At 37.1% G+C, this 17,378-nt stretch carries 19 protein-coding genes and 1 riboswitch; of the genes, 8 read left to right on the forward strand and 11 right to left on the reverse strand.

What is annotated here, in order from left to right; translation table 11 throughout:
• Window positions 1-24 precede the first annotated feature (24 nt).
• The 5 genes from BTHG_RS05435 to BTHG_RS05460 all read right to left on the reverse strand — a co-directional run bounded on the left by BTHG_RS05435 (window position 25) and on the right by BTHG_RS05460 (window position 4,790).
• Window positions 25-810: an SDR family oxidoreductase gene (locus BTHG_RS05435; protein WP_010283171.1), complete on the reverse strand. Its 786-nt coding sequence runs from the start codon at window positions 808-810 to the stop codon at window positions 25-27.
• A 57-nt stretch (window positions 811-867) separates the two neighbouring features.
• Entirely contained in the window at window positions 868-1,791 is a 924-nt protein-coding gene (locus BTHG_RS05440; protein ID WP_010283172.1) for a DMT family transporter, read from the reverse strand.
• 97 nt (window positions 1,792-1,888) lie between these two features.
• The gene (locus tag BTHG_RS05445) at window positions 1,889-2,491 is read right to left on the reverse strand and encodes a TetR/AcrR family transcriptional regulator (RefSeq protein ID WP_010283173.1); all 603 of its coding nucleotides are present in this window, start codon (window positions 2,489-2,491) and stop codon (window positions 1,889-1,891) included.
• Window positions 2,492-2,512: 21 nt separating this feature from the next.
• Window positions 2,513-3,232 carry a GTP pyrophosphokinase gene (locus tag BTHG_RS05450; RefSeq protein ID WP_010283174.1) on the reverse strand — a complete coding sequence of 240 codons (720 nt, stop codon included), beginning with the start codon at window positions 3,230-3,232 and terminating at the stop codon, window positions 2,513-2,515.
• Window positions 3,233-3,488: 256 nt separating this feature from the next.
• Window positions 3,489-4,790 carry an MFS transporter gene (locus BTHG_RS05460; RefSeq protein ID WP_010283175.1) on the reverse strand — a complete coding sequence of 434 codons (1,302 nt, stop codon included), beginning with the start codon at window positions 4,788-4,790 and terminating at the stop codon, window positions 3,489-3,491.
• Window positions 4,791-4,918: 128 nt separating this feature from the next.
• On the opposite strand from BTHG_RS05460, the gene BTHG_RS05465 reads away from it, so the two are divergent.
• The 3 genes from BTHG_RS05465 to BTHG_RS05480 all read left to right on the forward strand — a co-directional run bounded on the left by BTHG_RS05465 (window position 4,919) and on the right by BTHG_RS05480 (window position 8,749).
• Complete coding sequence (locus tag BTHG_RS05465) at window positions 4,919-6,160, forward strand: helix-turn-helix domain-containing protein (protein ID WP_010283176.1); 1,242 nt, start codon at window positions 4,919-4,921, stop codon at window positions 6,158-6,160.
• A gap of 125 nt (window positions 6,161-6,285) precedes the next feature.
• A complete protein-coding gene (gene trhO, locus BTHG_RS05475) occupies window positions 6,286-7,191 on the forward strand; it encodes an oxygen-dependent tRNA uridine(34) hydroxylase TrhO (protein WP_010283177.1) in 906 nt (301 codons plus the stop codon).
• A 295-nt stretch (window positions 7,192-7,486) separates the two neighbouring features.
• Window positions 7,487-8,749 carry a sensor histidine kinase gene (locus tag BTHG_RS05480; protein WP_010283178.1) on the forward strand — a complete coding sequence of 421 codons (1,263 nt, stop codon included), beginning with the start codon at window positions 7,487-7,489 and terminating at the stop codon, window positions 8,747-8,749.
• Between the two features lie 14 nt (window positions 8,750-8,763).
• Here BTHG_RS05480 and BTHG_RS05485 read toward each other — a convergent pair whose 3' ends face one another.
• Window positions 8,764-9,255 (reverse strand): hypothetical protein, encoded by a 492-nt coding sequence (locus BTHG_RS05485; protein ID WP_010283179.1) that lies wholly within the window; start codon window positions 9,253-9,255, stop codon window positions 8,764-8,766.
• A gap of 16 nt (window positions 9,256-9,271) precedes the next feature.
• Window positions 9,272-10,189, reverse strand: a complete 918-nt coding sequence (locus BTHG_RS25695; RefSeq protein ID WP_010283180.1) for a ParA family protein — start codon at window positions 10,187-10,189, stop codon at window positions 9,272-9,274.
• A 170-nt stretch (window positions 10,190-10,359) separates the two neighbouring features.
• Between BTHG_RS25695 and BTHG_RS05495 the strand changes: the two genes are divergently transcribed.
• Both BTHG_RS05495 and BTHG_RS05500 read left to right on the forward strand, forming a co-directional pair.
• Window positions 10,360-11,130 carry a class I SAM-dependent methyltransferase gene (locus BTHG_RS05495; RefSeq protein ID WP_010283181.1) on the forward strand — a complete coding sequence of 257 codons (771 nt, stop codon included), beginning with the start codon at window positions 10,360-10,362 and terminating at the stop codon, window positions 11,128-11,130.
• 49 nt (window positions 11,131-11,179) lie between these two features.
• Window positions 11,180-12,247: an NAD(P)H-dependent flavin oxidoreductase gene (locus BTHG_RS05500; protein ID WP_010283182.1), complete on the forward strand. Its 1,068-nt coding sequence runs from the start codon at window positions 11,180-11,182 to the stop codon at window positions 12,245-12,247.
• Window positions 12,248-12,275: 28 nt separating this feature from the next.
• On the opposite strand, the gene thiD is transcribed toward BTHG_RS05500, so the two are convergent.
• The 3 genes from thiD to thiM form a co-directional block, all read right to left on the reverse strand.
• On the reverse strand, window positions 12,276-13,064 hold the full coding sequence (thiD, locus tag BTHG_RS05505) for a bifunctional hydroxymethylpyrimidine kinase/phosphomethylpyrimidine kinase (RefSeq protein WP_010283183.1): 789 nt from the start codon (window positions 13,062-13,064) through the stop codon (window positions 12,276-12,278).
• Between the two features lie 124 nt (window positions 13,065-13,188).
• On the reverse strand, window positions 13,189-13,710 hold the full coding sequence (gene thiE / locus BTHG_RS24310; protein WP_010283184.1) for a thiamine phosphate synthase: 522 nt from the start codon (window positions 13,708-13,710) through the stop codon (window positions 13,189-13,191).
• Window positions 13,697-14,521 (reverse strand): hydroxyethylthiazole kinase, encoded by an 825-nt coding sequence (thiM, locus tag BTHG_RS05515; protein ID WP_010283185.1) that lies wholly within the window; start codon window positions 14,519-14,521, stop codon window positions 13,697-13,699. Before thiM ends, thiE begins: the two co-directional genes overlap by 14 nt.
• A 61-nt stretch (window positions 14,522-14,582) precedes the next feature.
• A riboswitch (TPP riboswitch) is annotated at window positions 14,583-14,692 on the reverse strand.
• 141 nt (window positions 14,693-14,833) lie between these two features.
• Here thiM and BTHG_RS05520 point away from each other — a divergent pair.
• The 3 genes from BTHG_RS05520 to BTHG_RS05530 all read left to right on the forward strand — a co-directional run bounded on the left by BTHG_RS05520 (window position 14,834) and on the right by BTHG_RS05530 (window position 16,627).
• Window positions 14,834-15,181, forward strand: a complete 348-nt coding sequence (locus BTHG_RS05520; protein ID WP_010283186.1) for a PadR family transcriptional regulator — start codon at window positions 14,834-14,836, stop codon at window positions 15,179-15,181.
• A complete protein-coding gene (locus BTHG_RS05525) occupies window positions 15,168-16,169 on the forward strand; it encodes an HAAS signaling domain-containing protein (protein ID WP_010283187.1) in 1,002 nt (333 codons plus the stop codon). The genes BTHG_RS05520 and BTHG_RS05525 overlap by 14 nt, the downstream gene beginning before the upstream one ends.
• Before the next feature lie 134 nt (window positions 16,170-16,303).
• Window positions 16,304-16,627, forward strand: coding sequence for a hypothetical protein (locus tag BTHG_RS05530; protein WP_010283188.1), 324 nt, complete (start codon window positions 16,304-16,306; stop codon window positions 16,625-16,627).
• A 45-nt stretch (window positions 16,628-16,672) separates the two neighbouring features.
• Here BTHG_RS05530 and BTHG_RS05535 read toward each other — a convergent pair whose 3' ends face one another.
• Window positions 16,673-17,374 carry a gamma-glutamyl-gamma-aminobutyrate hydrolase family protein gene (locus tag BTHG_RS05535; RefSeq protein ID WP_010283189.1) on the reverse strand — a complete coding sequence of 234 codons (702 nt, stop codon included), beginning with the start codon at window positions 17,372-17,374 and terminating at the stop codon, window positions 16,673-16,675.
• Between the last annotated feature and the right edge of the window lie 4 nt (window positions 17,375-17,378).

Raw genomic sequence — 17,378 nt, forward strand, 5'->3', positions numbered from 1 at the left:
CCTTTTGAGAAACAGGCTTCCTTTTTAAATTGCCTTTACCATACCACCATCCACCAAATAGGCTTGCCCAGTCATATAGGTATTTGCGTCTGATACTAAAAATGTAACAAAATTTGCGAATTCTTCAGGTGTGCCATAGCGTTTTAACGGGATTGTTTCCTTAAACATTTCTTCAATTTCTTTAATCGGCTTACCAAGTTTGTCTGCATTTACGTTATCCAAGTGTGTCACCCGATCTGTAGCAATCCGACCAGGTGCAACTGTGTTTATTAGGATGTTATGTGGTGCCAATTCGTCGGCTAATGTTTTCGATAAACCGACAATGCCTAGACGAAATGTATTAGATAAGATTAATCCAGGAATCGGCACTTTGATTGAGGAAGAAGCAATATTGATGATTTTTCCACCGTTTTTTTGCATATATGGTAAAACACCACGAATCATTCGAATATAACTTAATAGATTTAATTCAAATGCATCCTGCCACGCTTCATCATCTAGCTGATTAAATGTACCCGCGGGAGGGCCCCCCGCATTGTTAACGAGAATATCAACGGTTCCAAACGTTTCGACTGTATGCTTGATTAAAGCCTCAATATCTTCTTTTTTGGTAATGTCCGTTTGCTGGTAAGAGACTCTCCCCTTGCCCTCTGCCTCAAGTTCTGTTTGAACTGCTTTTAATTTGTCTTCACTTCGGCTTGCGAGCATAACATTAGTACCTTCTTTTACAAGCTGAGTCGCAATTGCTTTTCCGAGGCCCTGACTCGACGCCACAACAATGGCTGTTTTTCCATTTAAATTTAAATCCATATGTACTCCACTCCTTATGATTAGGTTTATTCTTCGATTTTAACGTACTTTACTTTTCTATTTCGACACCGAAACCTCGACTTGCTTATCGACCCGAGGTTTTCGTACAAATAGTTCTGTACCTAGTAAAACTCCAATGACAATTAAAATGAAGCCAACTAACTGAATAAATTTGAATGCTTCATTTAAAAACAATACTGATCCCACTAATGAAAAGAATGGAGATAGGTTTAGGAAAATCGCCGTTTCACCAGCTCCAAGTTGCGAAATCGCAAAATTATAGCACAGGTTCCCGATTCCAGTTGAAATAATGGCAGATGCGGCGAAAATCAGCCAAATGTAGGGAGGAACTGCTCCGAATGTACCGATTGCTTGCCCCTCTATCGCAAAGCTTAACACAACCAAAAAACCTGCCCCCATTAACAGCGCGTAACAAGTGATTGTTTTCGTGTTAAGGGTATAAGAAGCTTTACGGATAAATATGAAGCTTAACGCTTGTGCGATTACTGACAAAAACACAAAAAAGTCACCGCTTGAAAGTTTCGTAAACGAGCCCCCGCCTAGGACCAAAATAAAGTAAATGCCAACCATCCCAAATAACACGCCACAAATTTTTAAAATCGTCATTTTCGCTTTTAGAAAAAGTACGGCTAAAATATTGGTTACTAGCGGTATTAAAGCTAAGATGGATGCCCCATTTGTGGCGCTTGTGTTAACCAAGCCGATGGAAAGTAGCGCTTGGTGGCCCAAGATTCCCGTTAACGCACTTAATGAAACGTACCCGAACTCATGCAGATTCATTTTTTGAAGATCCTTTTTCATATACAAAAAAACAAAGATCACAAGCCCTGCTGCAAGAATTCGTAAACCGGTAATGGTAAGAGGTGGAAAGTTTTGAACCAAAATTTTTATGGCAACGATATTTAACCCCCACGCAATCATTACAAACAATAATAAACTATATAAGTAAAGTTTCCGCACAATCACCCATCCATTCATTGTTGATGGATTCTATTATACTTTATTTCTTTTGAAAATAGGGTCGAAAAAAAGTCCGGCGGATAACACAGTGTGTCTCCTACCGGACAAGTCCTTTTTTCAAAAGTTCCATTTCTATTTTTAAGTTTTTCAATGCAACATCGCGTGGCATGTCATAGGCAAATGCTTGAATTAAATTACGAAGCATGACCGAAGTAACGATTTGTAGTGCGTGAAACAATTCCTCCTCATCAGAGACATTCAATTTACTGTTATCGATCCGCGAGCAAAACACTATAAAATTTTCATTCATCTCATGCTCACTTGTCATTCTGTCAAATGTCCGTTCAATTTTATGAGTCATATTTAGCAATGCATTTTTTACAAAAGTCATGTTCTCATCTTCATTTAAAAACAGCTCAAAAAAGTCAATAAATGTTCTAAACAAATCACCCTCATACTTTTCAAGCATGGATAGAAACGCTGCATTTTTTTCTTTGGCAAATTCACCCAATAAAAAGAAAAAAGCATCCTCTTTGTCTTCGAAATACTGATAAAAACTTCCACGTGAAATTCCTGCAGATTTTATAATATTTGAAATCGAGGCGTCAAATAATGGGACACTGGAAAATTCCTTTTTGGCTGCTTTAATTAGTGTTTGTTTTTTATCCTCAGGTAAATTAAAAAATGTAAGCTTTGGCATTTCCACATGCCCCCCTTTCACCTACTGTTTGACAAACGATAATAACTCGGCTGGAAGACGGAATGGTTCCTCATTTCTATAGAGATTTTCCGCTTTTGCTGATTCTTTCAGTTTGTTCATTTCGGTCTGAAGACTTTCCATTTTTTTATCTAATTGGGATGCTGTTACGGCTGCTTCTTTTAATTCGTCCTTCATATGCTGAGGAATCTCTTTATTGTATTTATAGTAAATTTTGTGCTCCAAACTCGCCCAGAAATCCATAGCAATCGTTCGAATCTGAATTTCAACAAAAACATGATCTTCACGGTCCGACATAAAGATTGGAATTTGTAGGATTAAATGCAAGCTTTGATATCCATTTGGCTTTGGATTTTTAATATAATCCTTACATTCAATTAGTGTCACATCTTTTTGTTGTTGTAACATTTCACTGATTTTATAAATATCGGAAATGTATGAACAAACGATGCGAATACCCGCAATATCACGGACATTTTTTTTGATTGATCCAATTGAAAAATCATATCCTTTGCGGTTGACTTTATTTAAGATACTTTCAGGTGACTTTAATCTCGATGATACATGTTCAATTGGGTTATAGTCGTGTATATAGTGGAACTCCTGCTTTAAGATATTAATTTTAGTCATCATTTCTTCTAGCGCAAACTTATAAGACATCATAAAACGAATAAGTTCCACCTTCATATCTTTTATCTGATCCATTCTAGTTCCTACAGACATCATACGTCTCCTTAATGTGAAATTAGTGGTTTCTTGATGATTGAAGCGTTGACACCTAGTTGTTGCAGTCTTTTTGCAAGCTTTCGTAATTTTAGTTTGTTTAGCTCATTTTTTGATTCAACTTCTAACATAACATTGTGTCACCTCACTATTTAAATTTTACATGACACGTTGTCACAAATCAACCAGAAATGACATATTGTCACATTGTGTTCACACAAAAGCCTTTCCCGAGTGAGAAAGGCCCTACCCATTTTTATAAAGCCGTGCTTGCTTTTTCCACAACAGACTTTTTCTCGTTTAATTCTGGGTGTGCTTTTCGGACAACACTTGGCCTAGCTAAGACTAACACTACTCCGATTAAAACTACAGCCGAAGTAATCAGAATGTATTGACCTGGTAGGACATCGTACAAATATCCGAATATAATCATCCCAAGTGGCATCAAGGCGACTGCCATTGATTCTAAAATTGAGAACACTCTTCCCTTGAAATCATCATCAATCATTTTTTGCATCATTACTTGAATTGGAGTATTTACAACAATAATCATGGAGCCAAATATAAACATGGCTATAAAGTAATACGTAAACACTGACCAATAGGATAAGGAAATTATTAACGGAACTGCCATACAGCCTAGAATTACCCCTAACCCTATGATTCCGCGTTTTGATACAAGGAATGGAAACTTCACTTCTTTTCGAATCGAAAAATAAATCGAGAATAATAGCATTCCTACCGCGAAAGCTCCCTGTGTGAATCCAAAATGCTGTGAAGCAAGCTTTAATTTTTCAATTAAAATGAAGGAGTAACCAACCTCAAATGAACCAAATAGGAAATTAATGATTAATGAAATCCAAATCATTGTCATAAGAACATGTTTTGTTTTTAAATAGTTTATACCTGCTTTCATACTTTGCCACATTGTTTCTGATTGTCCCTGTTCTTCTGCTGCCTTTCGTTTTGAAAAGAGGTTGAAATTCATGGTTGATTCAAGGAGTACAGCAATGACAGAAGCTACGATATACATTGCTAGAAACACTTCCATCGACACCGTCCCATATAATAGCCCACCAACTGCTGGACTTCCAATGGCTGCAAACGACATTGAAATTTGATTAAGAGACATCGCTCTTTGAATACGATTTTCATCAACCAACCCTGTTACAGATGACGTAAAGGTTACACCGGTAAAGGAAGTGGCGATGGAAAGTACAACTGTTGTTGTGTAAATCGCAATGAGAGACAATCCATACGTCATGCTCACAACTAATAGCCCGATAATTGCAAGCGTCGTCACAAGCTGTGATATGATGACGATTTTTTTACGTGAGTATTTATCAGCTGCATATCCGGCAAGTGGTGCTACAAGGGCTCTCGGCAATAGATTACAAATCAGATTTGTTGCAAAGCTTGTTGCAGATCCTGTTAGTTGAAGTATATAAAAGCTAATTGCAAATGCGTAAACTTGTGCGCCGAATGAGGAAATAATTTTACTAATTGTAAACGTAAATAAATGGTAAGTTGCTTTTTTAAGCTTTTGTTGTTCATTCATGTAAATTCCTCCAATAACGGAAAAGTTTAATTTAATTAAACAAATCATAACACCATTAAACTTTCTTTTCAACAAAAAGTTTAATATAATTAAACAAAATAACAAAAATAGGAGAGTGCCTATTTCACATGCTTGGTGAACGCATACGTAAATTACGCAAACAAAAGAAATTAACACTAGAAGAGCTCGCAGGAACAAAACTAACAAAAGGCATGCTCAGCCTTATTGAAAATAATAAAGCAAATCCCTCAATGGAGAGCTTAACCTATATTGCAGAGAGACTTGAAATTGACATGTCCCAGCTTTTAAATGAAATAAATTTCGATGAAATAAGAGAAGTATTGGATGAAGCCGAAAAATTATTTACGCTGGACTCTGATGAACACCCTAAAAAATACAATAAATTGTTTACTCTTATTGACCCATATGTTTCCCAATTAAATCAGGGCTACGAAGCTGCAAGATTGCTGGAGTTTTATGGATACAGTCTTTACTTTGAAAAGAAAGGTGACTGGAAACATCACCTTGATAAAGCAGCTAATTTGTACGACCAAATGAATATCACAACAAAAAGAGTGAGTATTGCTTCTTTTCGCTGCCTCTCTTATTTTATGGACCATGATTATGAAAAAGCATTGGAAACAATCTTACAGGAACGAAAAGAAATTGAGAAAAAATATGTATATATCGATCCCATTTCAAGATTAGACCTTGATTATAATGAAGCGATTATGTACTTTGCAGTCGGCGACATCGAGGCTGCAAAGCTTGTCATGGAGAATGCTATATCTTTTTCGCAAAAAAATAAAACATTTTATCGTATTGACGATTTATATCGGCTTGCTGCTGCTTATTCGATGATGGCCGAGGAATGGGAACAATATGATTATTACTTAACTAAATTGAATCAGTATGCGGAGTTTTCAGATGACCTAATGTCAAAAATCACTGCAAAGCTTTTTCAAATTGAATCACTAAATACTGTGAAACATGATTATCAAAAAGCCCTTTCGAAGGTTGATCAGTTTTTAGCTGACCCTGACTTTAATCAACAACAATTAAGGGAATGGTTTTATCTTGAAAAAGGAAAAGCTCTACAAGGATTAAAGCGATACGAGGAAGCCAATGGTTATTATGAAAAAGTGGTGATTCCTTCCTACCATCACCATCCTTTTGACTTATCACAATTTTATTTAAAGGAAACGTATCGAGCGCAATGTCTGGTTGAACTTGGCAAAATCGATAAAGCTTTATTGGCAGCGAAAAAAGCAGTTGAGTTGTTTGATCATTTGCCAGATTCTCCTTTTAAAAGATTTTGTTTCGATACCTATCAAAAAATCAGCTTAATAAAACGTGAAAATCTTGATTGATGTTCTTGTCCATCTTGAGCAATCAGATGAAAAAAGCTATCAGGAAATAAAAAGTACTTTAACACAAACCTCTATTTTTGATATTATACTTAGAGAAAAAAGCATTAATGAAATAGGTGAATAAATTGGAATTTCAAGTTTTACTTTATTACAAATATATTGAAATTGATGACCCAGAAGCTTTTAGAGCTGCGCATTTTGAATTATGTTCTTCCCTTGGGTTGAAAGGTAGAATTCTTGTCGCGTCTGAGGGTATCAATGGTACAGTTTCAGGTACTGTTGTGCAAACGGAAAAATATATGGAGTTCATGCGAAGTGACACACGTTTTTCGGACATGGTATTCAAAATTGAGAAAAACGAAGGACATGCTTTTAAAAAGCTAAAAGTAAAGGTGAAGCCAGAGATTGTCAATTTAAGTCTAGATGAGGACTTAAATCCGAATCAAATTACTGGGAAGCATTTAACTCCGAAAGAATTTTTTGAAACAATGAAGAGTGAGGATGTCATTATTCTTGACGCCCGTAATACGTACGAATACGATCTTGGCCATTTTAGAGGGGCGATTCGACCAGATATCGAAACCTTCCGTGAACTACCAAAATGGGTTGAGGAAAACTTAAGTGAGTATAAAGATAAGAAAATCCTAACTTATTGTACTGGTGGCATTCGTTGTGAAAAATTCTCAGGTTTCCTTGTGAAAGAAGGGTTCCAGGATGTTTCTCAGCTTGAAGGCGGCATTATCACATACGGATACGATCCTGAGGCCAAAGGAGCATTTTGGGACGGAAAATGCTATGTATTTGACGAACGAATTTCTGTACCAGTTAACCGAACTGGTGAGGAAACAGTCGTTGGAAAATGTTATCACTGTGGAAAACCAGAGGAACGCTATGTAAAATGCGGAAATCCCGAGTGTAATAAGCATTTGTTACTTTGTGAGGATTGTGAGCATGAGCATTATAGATCATGTAGTCAAGAATGCAAAGACCACCCTCACAATCGTTATGTAAAGGAACATCAGTTGATCTAAATAAAAACCTGCTCAGTAATTTCTGAGCAGGTTTTTCGTGCTATTGGACGCACTTATGTCTATGTGCGATATTTTCTGTTCTAGTACTTTTTCTCGACAAAAAGAGATAGTTTATTAGTGGAACTCATGATAAAATAGGAAATAAGTACCAATTTATTTTGGATTTTGCAGTTTTTTTCCAAAATTTTCACTTAAAATAAGCAAAGTAGTTTTATCTGTATTATAATAGAATCATATATTGTCGAACTATTTGATATATTTAAAAACATCACTACTAAATCATCGAAGGTGAAATATGGAAATTACACAGCACATTTTATTTAATCTGTCATTATTAATCATTCTTTCATTTATCGGTTTAATTTGGTTCGAACGAAAACGAAATCTCACCGTTTCAAAATGGGAAGCATACATAGGACTAGTTTTGCTTATTTTGGTTACCTTTTTATTCTCATATCAACCCACCCCTACTCATTATTTTGACCTTCGTCTTATACCGGTCTTAATAGGAGGTCTTTATCTTGGGATTGGTCCAATATTATGTCTGACTGTTATCATAATAAGGGGATTTTACGGTATCAACTTTGGTTTTTATGCGACATTCGTCCTGTATCTTCCACTTGCTCTACTTTTGTGGAAACTATATCCTTGGTTTTGGAAACAGATCTCGAATAAGCGTATATACATATCAGTACTTGTGACCTTTATCTTATCATTCTTTACAGCGGTTGCCCTGCAGATTTCAAACCCACCTATCAATACTTTTGATGCTTGGTTTGCATATCTTACCATTCCAGCGACTGGTTTAGGAATCATTTCGTATTTGACTGAATTTGTTCGAAATAATATCCAAATGCGTCAAACGATAGTAAAATCCGAGAAGCTTCATGCGGTTGAACAAATGGGTGCGGCAATTTCGCATGAAATAAGGAATCCATTAACAGCTGCAATGGGATTTGTCCAATTGTTGATGTCTAACAATCTACCTCGACATAAACAAAAAGAGTATTTAACAATCATTAAAGAAGAACTGAGTTCCGCCGAACAAGTCATTCGAGATTATCTAACATTCTCAAAGCCTGCATTAGAAACGGTCGAGATCCTTCAAATCAAACGCGAATTGCAGCAGGTTATTTCGATATTGAGGCCAACTGCGAATCAAAATTCTGTCGAAGTCATAACAAATTTTGCATTGATTGGCTCCATTGAAGGTGACCGACAGAAGTTTCACCAATGCTTTATTAACGTTATGAAAAATGCAATTGAGGCCATGCCTGGCGGTGGGAGATTATATGTTGAAACAGGTTTTGAACGTTCTAATGTAAGCATTATCATAAGGGACACAGGTATGGGTATGACGAAAGAGCAGATTGAACGGCTTGGAGAGCCCTATTACTCCACAAAAGGACCAAAAGGCACTGGTCTTGGCATGATGGTTGTCTATAGTATTGTAAAAGCAATGAATGGTACAATTCGGGTTACAAGTACAGTTGGAGATGGAACAGAATTCACCTTCCAATTTCCTTCCGTCCTCTCCATAGACGACCCCAACACCTAAACGTGGGGTCTTTTTTATGCAAATTCTAAAAACGCTTTTCCTCGTTTTTTCGCACGAATATTCCGTTTTATCGCTTCATAAATCTCGTTTTTCGTCCCTTTTATTTCTTGCTTATCCTCGGTAAGTAAGCAATATAGAAGCTTTAAATCTAATGCGGAAGCATCCTTCATCACCTTTGTTTTCGAGGCATCTTCAATATAGCCAATGATTTTCTCCACTGTTGTCAGTTTGGTATAATTTAATTTTGTTCCTTCCAACTCACTGTAGTTTCCCAGAAATAAAGAATCAACAAGATTTGAAAACGAGGGCTTTGCTCTTTTGCTTGAACGTTTTTCTGTACTAGTTTTTATCCCCATTTCCTCAACCAAGACATCACCATAACTTTGAAAAATCTCAATTACCTTTTCAATTTCTTTTATTTCTTTTTTTGGTAGTCCAAGTGTTTCATAGATTGTTTTCAATTTTTCTAAATAACTTGCAACATTTTGATAGGTTACTTTACTCATCTATTTCTTCCTCCACTTATAAAAGACTATTAAAGATATTTGGTTCGATACAAAATAAAATTTCATCTGTTAAGTCTGCATATTCCGAACGTTTTTTACCATCAGCTGTATCACGTGCAATCCCTTCAATATGTTTAATGACCGTCTTGAAAAAATAATTACCTTGTTCCAAATCTGATAAGATTGATTGAATTCCGGCGTCTTTTAAATCTGATTTTAGATTTTTAACAGCCTCAACATTATTGACATTTGCCTTTTTTAAGGTTTCAAAAATACCGATTAACTTTGGTTTAGGGCCAAATAATAATGTAGCAAGCTGCGCTTTTTCATGTTCCTTACAAATCGTCTTGTAGGTTTTTTCAACTGTTTTAATATAATGAACGACCCCACGAATGCTTATCGTTTGAATAATAGATGGAATTAAATAATAGTCTGAAAGAAGAAATGCGCCTTGCGTAATCACATTATTGCTTGGCGGACAATCAAATAATATATAATCATATTTACTTTCAAGTTCCGTTCTTTGGAAAAATTGTTGGAGCACAGTCAAGTCTTCGAAATTATCTCTTAATCTTGATGCAATTTGATCGAGCCCACCATTTGGATAAAAAATATTAGAAGGTATAAAGTGGATATGTTCTGGAGTTTGTTTGATTAAACTTGTAGTATCAATGGTATAGGTTAAATATGGGTATTGTTTCAATTGTTCCCACAAATCGTAGACATAATTGAGACTTTCATTGTCTTCAAGCTGTTCAAGATTTCTATCCATTCTCGTAAGACAAATTTCACTCAATGAACACTGTGGATCTAAATCAATTAAAAGCACCTTTTTTCGTGCATCTGCCAGGTGCAGGGCGATTTGATAAATGCTCGTTGTCTTGCCGACTCCCCCTTTGTAATTCCCAACAAAAATCTTTTTCCCTTCATCCACTTGCTGACCCCCTCAGAAGTATTCAATTAAATATATTAGGGGTATGGGAAAATATTCTTGTTTTGCTTGTTATAACCTTTCCTTATATCATTTTATAATTTATTCATAATTTTCTTATACTAAATATTACTATATGATAAAAGTAAACTATCGAAAACGGAGGATTTAAAATGGACATCAAATCAGACGTTAAAAAGCAGTTTGGTCGTAGTGCTGATTCCTATGTAACCAGTGAAGGACACAGAAAAGGTGGAGATTTACAAACATTGATTGCAATGGCAGACGCCACAGGAACAGAGATAGCTCTTGACATAGCTACAGGTGGCGGTCATACTGCAAACGCACTTGCTCCTCGTGTAGGAAAAGTTACAGCATTGGATTTAACTCCAGAAATGTTAGCGGTTGCGGAAAAATTTATTAAAGGAAATGGCCACGAGAACATAGAATTTGTTGAAGGTGATGCTGAGAATCTTCCATTCTCAGATAAATTATTCGATATCGTTTCGTGTCGCATTGCTCCTCATCATTTTCCAAACATTAAAAGCTTCGTAAGTGAAGTATCCCGAGTTTTAAAAACTGGCGGACAGTTCTTGTTAGATGATAATGTTGCACCAGAGAACAAAGAATTCGACGAGTTTTATAACACAGTCGAGAAGAAAAGAGATTATAGCCATTTCCGTGCTTGGACAAAGACAGAATGGTTCCAAATGCTAGAAGATGAAGGATTTGAAATCCAAGAACTCTATCGTTTTGATAAGACATTCGATTTTGAAAGTTGGTGTGACCGCATGCATGTGTCTGCTCAGGAGAAGTCTGAATTAAATGAGTATATGGTAAACTCCTCCGATAAAGTTAAACAAAAGTTTAGGATTCTAATCGAAAATAATAAAGTCATTGCCTTCCAAGGGGAAGCGGTTGTGTTAAAAGCTACAAAACTATAGGATAAAAGTGGGGATTCCTCCACTTTCTTTTCATTAGGAGGTGCTAGTTTTGTTTAATAATAAAGTTACCGAAATGTTAAAGATTGAACACCCAATTATTCAAGCTCCGATGGCTGGTGGTGTTACAACATCAGACTTAGTTGCTGCTGTTTCAAATTCTGGAGGTTTAGGAATGATTGGAGCAGGCTATATGACTCCTATCCAATTACGAGAACAAATCAGAGAGATTAAGCAACTAACCCAAAAGTCTTTTGGAATCAATCTATTTGTGCCGACCGAATTTAATGCTAGAGAAGATGAGGTTCAATCTGCTAATCAATTGCTTAATCCGATTCGTGAAAAATTGAATATACCTCCAAAAAGTGATGTTGAAATTCCTACATTTCACCATGCTCTTGAAAAATATACGAATCAAATCAAAGTTGTTATTGAAGAGAAAATCCCTATCTGTTCCTTTACATTTGGGCTTCCTTCCAATGAAGTAATAACGGAATTAAAACAACACTGTATCACCCTTATCGGAACAGCCACAACTGTTCAAGAAGCATTAGAAGTTGAAAAATCTGGTATGGACATTGTAGTGGTTCAAGGGAGCGAAGCTGGGGGACACCGGGGAAGCTTTATAAATACGAGCCACGAAAGTCCTGTTGGCCTAATGTCACTAATCCCACAGGTTGCTGACAATATAAGAATTCCGATAATAGCTGCTGGTGGAATCATGGACGCTAGAGGATTAATGGCCTCTATTTGCTTAGGTGCACAGGCTGTTCAGATGGGTACGGCCTTTTTAACCTGCTTTGAAAGTGGAGCAAATCAAGTACATAAAGACGCTATCCTGAATGCTTCTGAGGATGAAACGATAATAACCCGTTCATTTTCTGGAAAGTGGGCACGAGGACTAATCAACCCCTTTATTTTAAACATGCAGGTACACGAAAAAAATCTGCCAGACTTCCCGATTCAAAACACACTAACTCAGGATATTCGAAAAGCTTCAAGTTCTCAAAAAAATAAAGACTTCATGTCCCTTTGGTCTGGACAAAGTCCAAGGTTAGCTAAGAATCAAAGTGTTAAAACTTTAATAGATTCGATAATATCCGATGTAAAAAAACAGTGAATTTCCATTGAAATCCACTGTTTTTTTTTCATTTGATTTCTAAGGCATAACAATGATTGAGTGGTCCGCTTCCCTTCCCAAGGTCAAGGTCCGCTTCTAACGCTCCCGTAATATATCGTTTTGCTTCTTGTATACTAGATTTAATATCGAGCCCTTCTGCTAAATTACAAGCGATTGCTGATGAAAGTGTGCAGCCTGTACCATGAGTATTCGGATTATTGATACGCGCACCTGGGAACCATGTAAACTCCCCATCACTGTATAACAGATCATCCGCCGTATCCTCTAAATGACCTCCTTTGATTAAAATTGCACCCTTATACGTATCTGATAATTTTTTGGCAGCCACTTTCATGTCTTTTTTCGTATGAATCTCCATCTCACAAAGTGCCTCAGCCTCATGAATATTAGGAGTAATAATGGTAGCAAGTGGTATTAATCTCGTTATCAAAGCATCCATCGCCGTCTCACTCAAAAGTCTACTACCGCTTGTTGAAATCATAACCGGATCTACAACAATGTTAGAAGGCTGATATTCTTCTAGTTTCTCAACGATTTTATGAATAATTTCAGGTGAGGACACCATCCCTATTTTTACACTATCCGGAAAAATATCAGTCATGATGCTATCCAACTGCTTACCTACAAATTCGGGAGTAGAATCAAGAACCCCAAACACTCCAGTTGTATTTTGAGCAGTAAGAGCCGTGATTGCACTCATTGCATACATTTTATGGGCAGTGATTGTCTTAATATCTGCTTGTATTCCCGCTCCTCCACTACAATCAGAGCCAGCAATTGTCAATACTTTTTTCATGACCTATCACTCCTTACCATCTCCGTTGCAAGCTGTCGTAATTCTTTTGAGGCTGCCATGATATCAGACTGTGCGAAAATCGCTGATACGACAGCAACTCCGTCAACTCCACTTCCAGCTAACTCTATAATATTTTCTTTTTTATTCCACCAATTGCCACAATCGGAATTGAAACGCTTCTACAAATTTCCTGAACGGTTTCGAATGTCATCGGTTTTGCATCCTGCTTCGTGCTCGTTGGAAATACAGAACCAATACCAAGATAATCAGCTCCTGCTTTTTCTGCAGCAATCGCTTGCTCCACATTTTGAGCTGACACCCCAAGAATTTTATCAGGTCCAATCAACTCGCGGACTTTTTCAACCGGCATATCCTCTTGCCCAACATGCACGCCATCTGCATCACATGCAAGTGCAATTTCGACATTGTCGTTAATCACATAGGGAACTTGATAGAAAGTAGTTAACATCTTTAGTTCGATTGCTTCTTGTAAAAAGTCATCATACCCAAGCTTTTTTTCTCTCAGTTGTAGGAATGTAATTCCACCCTTTAGTGCTTGTTCCACTTGTTCAATTAAAGTTTGATTGCCTGTCCAGGCACGATCCGTAACAGCGTATAAAAGCATATCCTTTTTATCGACTTTCAATGTTCATCCCACCTTGTAGTTGTGTATAGTCTAGCTTGCTCATTGAATCAATCAAATACATTCGAAATGATGAAGTTCCACCGTTTAATTCCTCTATTTTTTGATAAGCCAATTCACCGCAATACCCCATCGCGCTCACTGCAGCAGCCGTGCTTTTTAAAATTTCCTGAGGATTCGCCCCACAAAAAGCAGCTACAACTGATGTAAGCATGCAACCTGTTCCTGTGATTTTTGACATCATTGGATGGCCATTTCTGATTACATAGGCTTCATCCTTATTTGCCACGATATCAATTGCACCCGTAATTGCGATAATAGCACGTGTTTGCTTACTTACCATTTTCGCAAATTTAACCATCTCATCAACATTTCCTTCATTGATGACATCTTCTGCGGCTGCATCCACACCTTTGGTATTCCCACTGCCAGCATGAACAGTTTTTATTTCGGATAGATTCCCTCGGATTACCGAGAACTGAACTTCATCTAAAAGACGATAAACCGTACTGGTTCGTAGACTTGATGCCCCCGCCCCAACTGGGTCTAAAATAACCGGGTTCCCTATTTTATTTGCAGCTTTTCCTGCTAAAATCATGGATTCAATCGTACGCTCGTTTAATGTTCCAATATTGATGACAAGGGCGTTACAAATGCGTGTAATATCTGCCACTTCTTTTGGATCATCCGCCATAATTGGTGAACCTCCACAAGCAAGGACGATATTTGCTACATCATTTACCGTCACATAGTTTGTAATATTATGTACAAGCGGTGTGTTTTGCCTAACATTTGCCAAAATCTCTTCAAACATCCTTCATCCTCCTATCCAAAATAAAAAGCGGTATACCTAAATTAGATATACCGCATGAATACACATACTTACATTCATTCCCTACGTTGGCATTATCCAAATCAGGTAAAGGGTCAAAGCTACATTTCGCTTACTCTCAGCCCACATGTGTGAGCTCCCCTACTCATATTTACTTGTCTTCATTATATCATACGATTGAAATCTGTCATTATTTAAAATGGGTAATTGCTTTCGGAACAATAATAGTGTACGATACATAGTATAAATTAAATACTGTATGACATATAGTATATAAAAAAATGAGGTGGGTGAATGAGTAACTTATTAAACTCATTAATGACCGAACTTAGAAGAGGAACATTGACATTAGCGGTTTTAAGTCAATTACGAACCCCTCAATATGGATATTCACTTGTACAATTATTAGAGGGTTCAGGTATTGCAATCGACCAAAGTACCTTATATCCCTTGCTTCGCCGCCTGGAAAAACAGGAGCTGGTAACAAGCAGTTGGGATACATCTGAAAGTAGACCACGTAAGTACTATGTTCTAAGTGATTACGGGCTTGAGATTTTTTTACAGTTAAAAAAAGAATGGATTCAAAAATCGAAAGAGCTATACAGCTTATTAGAGGGAGAGGAAGATTATGAATCTGATTGATGTCTATATTCAGGAAGTTACTCGAAGACTACCTGAGAAAATGCGTGACGATATAGCACTTGAACTACGGTCTACCATTGAGGATATGTTGCCTGATGACTACAATGAAGAAGACGCAAAAACAGTACTCCAGAAGTTAGGGAGTCCAGCAAAATTGGCAAGTAATTATCTAGATCGACCAATGTACTTGATTGGCCCACGATATTTTGATGTCTATGTTAATTTATTAAAAATGATTTTACCAATTGCTGCTGTTGTTTCGTTTATTTCAATGCTAGCTGAATATTTTATTGGTTATCAGGGTGAAGAAGCCATCCTAAATGTGGTTTTAGATCTTATCGGTATTGGAATTTGGAGAATTATTGAGGTCTCCATTCAAACTTTCTTTTGGTTTACAGTTGTGTTTGCCATTATTGAAAGAGTGGATAAAGGAAAAGACGACCAGCCGCTCACCACTAGTCTTCAAAAATGGACTCCAGATGATTTGAAAAACATCACTCATATCCCTAAGAAAAAGGCGATTTCTAAGTTTGAAGTATTTGGAGGTTTAATGTGGACCGCTATCTGGGCTACCCTTTACTTTTATGCGAATCAATTACTAGGTGTATACGAAAGTGGTAAAAATGGTCTTGAATTTGTGACTCCAGCCCTAAACCAAGAAATATTGCTACAGTTTTGGCCATTCGTTCTTTTCGTCATTGGTATAGAAATCGCTCTATCATTGTATAAACTGATTAAGGGGCAATGGACGAAAGCCATGGCAATCTGTAATATGGCTGTTGAAGTAATTGGAACAGCTGTTTTCATCGTCATATTCTCACAACCCAAAATCATGAACCTTGAATTCATCACCTATATGACCGAAGACTTATTTACCATGAATCCTGACACCTTCAAAATTAGAATAATCGCTATTGTCATTATCATCTTCATCATTTCCGCAGCAACCAATGTAGCTGATGGATTTCGAAAGGCCCGTATTCGCTGAACCACAGGGACGGTTCTCGTGGTTCACCCATTTTCACAGAACATCTATATGACTCGTGAGTATTAGTTGTCCTAATCTTTTTTCAGATTGCATATAGATTAATAGTAGATATGGGACAAAGGAGTTTGGTACCGTTGAATAAATTTTTGGCAGCGATTTGCATACTTTTTATCATATTTGTGACAGGTGTTATTGAAGCTGATGATGTTTTTGAATACAAAAATGCAATTTCCGTGTCAGGCATGTCTTCTGATGAGGAAGTAACAGCAAACCCGGAAGCAAAAAATCCTGATCAAGAGGTAGTACCTGTGTTGGAAATGGTACTCGTTGATACGGAGATTGTGAATGGAAATAAGGTCGAAACCTACCGAGAATATGAGGTTTACCGCAATGAAGCAAACGAAGTGATTAAAAAAGTACCCACCGATAACTATGAGTATTTAGAGTATTGGAGATAAGGAAAAGGAGTTAAAGCCTGCTTAAGGATTTAACTCCTTTTCCTCTTAACAACTTTCTACAAATCTAGAAAAAATACGCTTTGCAATCTCATCTCCATTGACTGCCAAACCCTCGGGGTGCCATTGAACGCCTAGCACAAACGAGTGTCCCGTACTTTCGATTGCCTCAATGATTCCATCTGAAGCAACGCCGGACACTTCAAGTGGGTATGGCACATGGCGAACAGCCTGATGATGATACGTGTTCACCTTAAATTCAGTAGTTCCGGCAATTGCGGCTAGTAAACTACCTTCAGTTGCTTTTACAATATGAGCAAGATGATATCTTGTAGCCTTCTGAGAATGTTGAAGGAGTTTGGTTTCGTGTTGATCATATATATCCTGATACATATCCCCGCCAAGCGCAATATTTAGGATTTGAATGCCACGGCAAATCGCCAAAATTGGTTTATCTGCTTCGAGCATCTCTCTAATCATCGCGGGCTCAAAAGAATCCCTTCCAGGTGAAATTGTACCAAGTTTCGGATGTGGTTCCTCACCAAATAAAGTCGGGTCAATATCTCCTCCTCCTGTTAAAAGGAGTCCATCTAGTTTTCTAGCAAGCTGTGAAACATCATTATCAATCCCAATTGGTAAAACAACCGGAATTCCTCCTGCCTGAATGACAGCCTGAATATAATCATTTGACAATGTATGTTTATAATCCAATTCAACATGTGAGGTAATACCTATAATCGGTTTATTCACGTAG

The organism is Bacillus timonensis (assembly GCF_000285535.1).
GTDB classification, from domain to species: Bacteria; Bacillota; Bacilli; order Bacillales; family Bacillaceae_L; genus Ferdinandcohnia; species Ferdinandcohnia timonensis.

What these genes read in the sequence shown, in the direction of transcription:
- BTHG_RS05435 (WP_010283171.1), bottom strand. Translation starts at nt 810, where the DNA reads ATGGATTTAAATTTAAATGGAAAAACAGCCATTGTTGTGGCGTCGAGT.
- BTHG_RS05445 (WP_010283173.1), bottom strand. Translation starts at nt 2,491, where the DNA reads ATGCCAAAGCTTACATTTTTTAATTTACCTGAGGATAAAAAACAAACA.
- BTHG_RS05450 (WP_010283174.1), bottom strand. Translation starts at nt 3,232, where the DNA reads ATGTCTGTAGGAACTAGAATGGATCAGATAAAAGATATGAAGGTGGAA.
- BTHG_RS05460 (WP_010283175.1), bottom strand. Translation starts at nt 4,790, where the DNA reads ATGAATGAACAACAAAAGCTTAAAAAAGCAACTTACCATTTATTTACG.
- BTHG_RS05465 (WP_010283176.1), top strand. Translation starts at nt 4,919, where the DNA reads ATGCTTGGTGAACGCATACGTAAATTACGCAAACAAAAGAAATTAACA.
- BTHG_RS05480 (WP_010283178.1), top strand. Translation starts at nt 7,487, where the DNA reads ATGGAAATTACACAGCACATTTTATTTAATCTGTCATTATTAATCATT.
- BTHG_RS05485 (WP_010283179.1), bottom strand. Translation starts at nt 9,255, where the DNA reads ATGAGTAAAGTAACCTATCAAAATGTTGCAAGTTATTTAGAAAAATTG.
- BTHG_RS05495 (WP_010283181.1), top strand. Translation starts at nt 10,360, where the DNA reads ATGGACATCAAATCAGACGTTAAAAAGCAGTTTGGTCGTAGTGCTGAT.
- thiD (WP_010283183.1), bottom strand. Translation starts at nt 13,064, where the DNA reads ATGAAAAAAGTATTGACAATTGCTGGCTCTGATTGTAGTGGAGGAGCG.
- thiM (WP_010283185.1), bottom strand. Translation starts at nt 14,521, where the DNA reads ATGTTTGAAGAGATTTTGGCAAATGTTAGGCAAAACACACCGCTTGTA.
- BTHG_RS05520 (WP_010283186.1), top strand. Translation starts at nt 14,834, where the DNA reads ATGAGTAACTTATTAAACTCATTAATGACCGAACTTAGAAGAGGAACA.
- BTHG_RS05525 (WP_010283187.1), top strand. Translation starts at nt 15,168, where the DNA reads ATGAATCTGATTGATGTCTATATTCAGGAAGTTACTCGAAGACTACCT.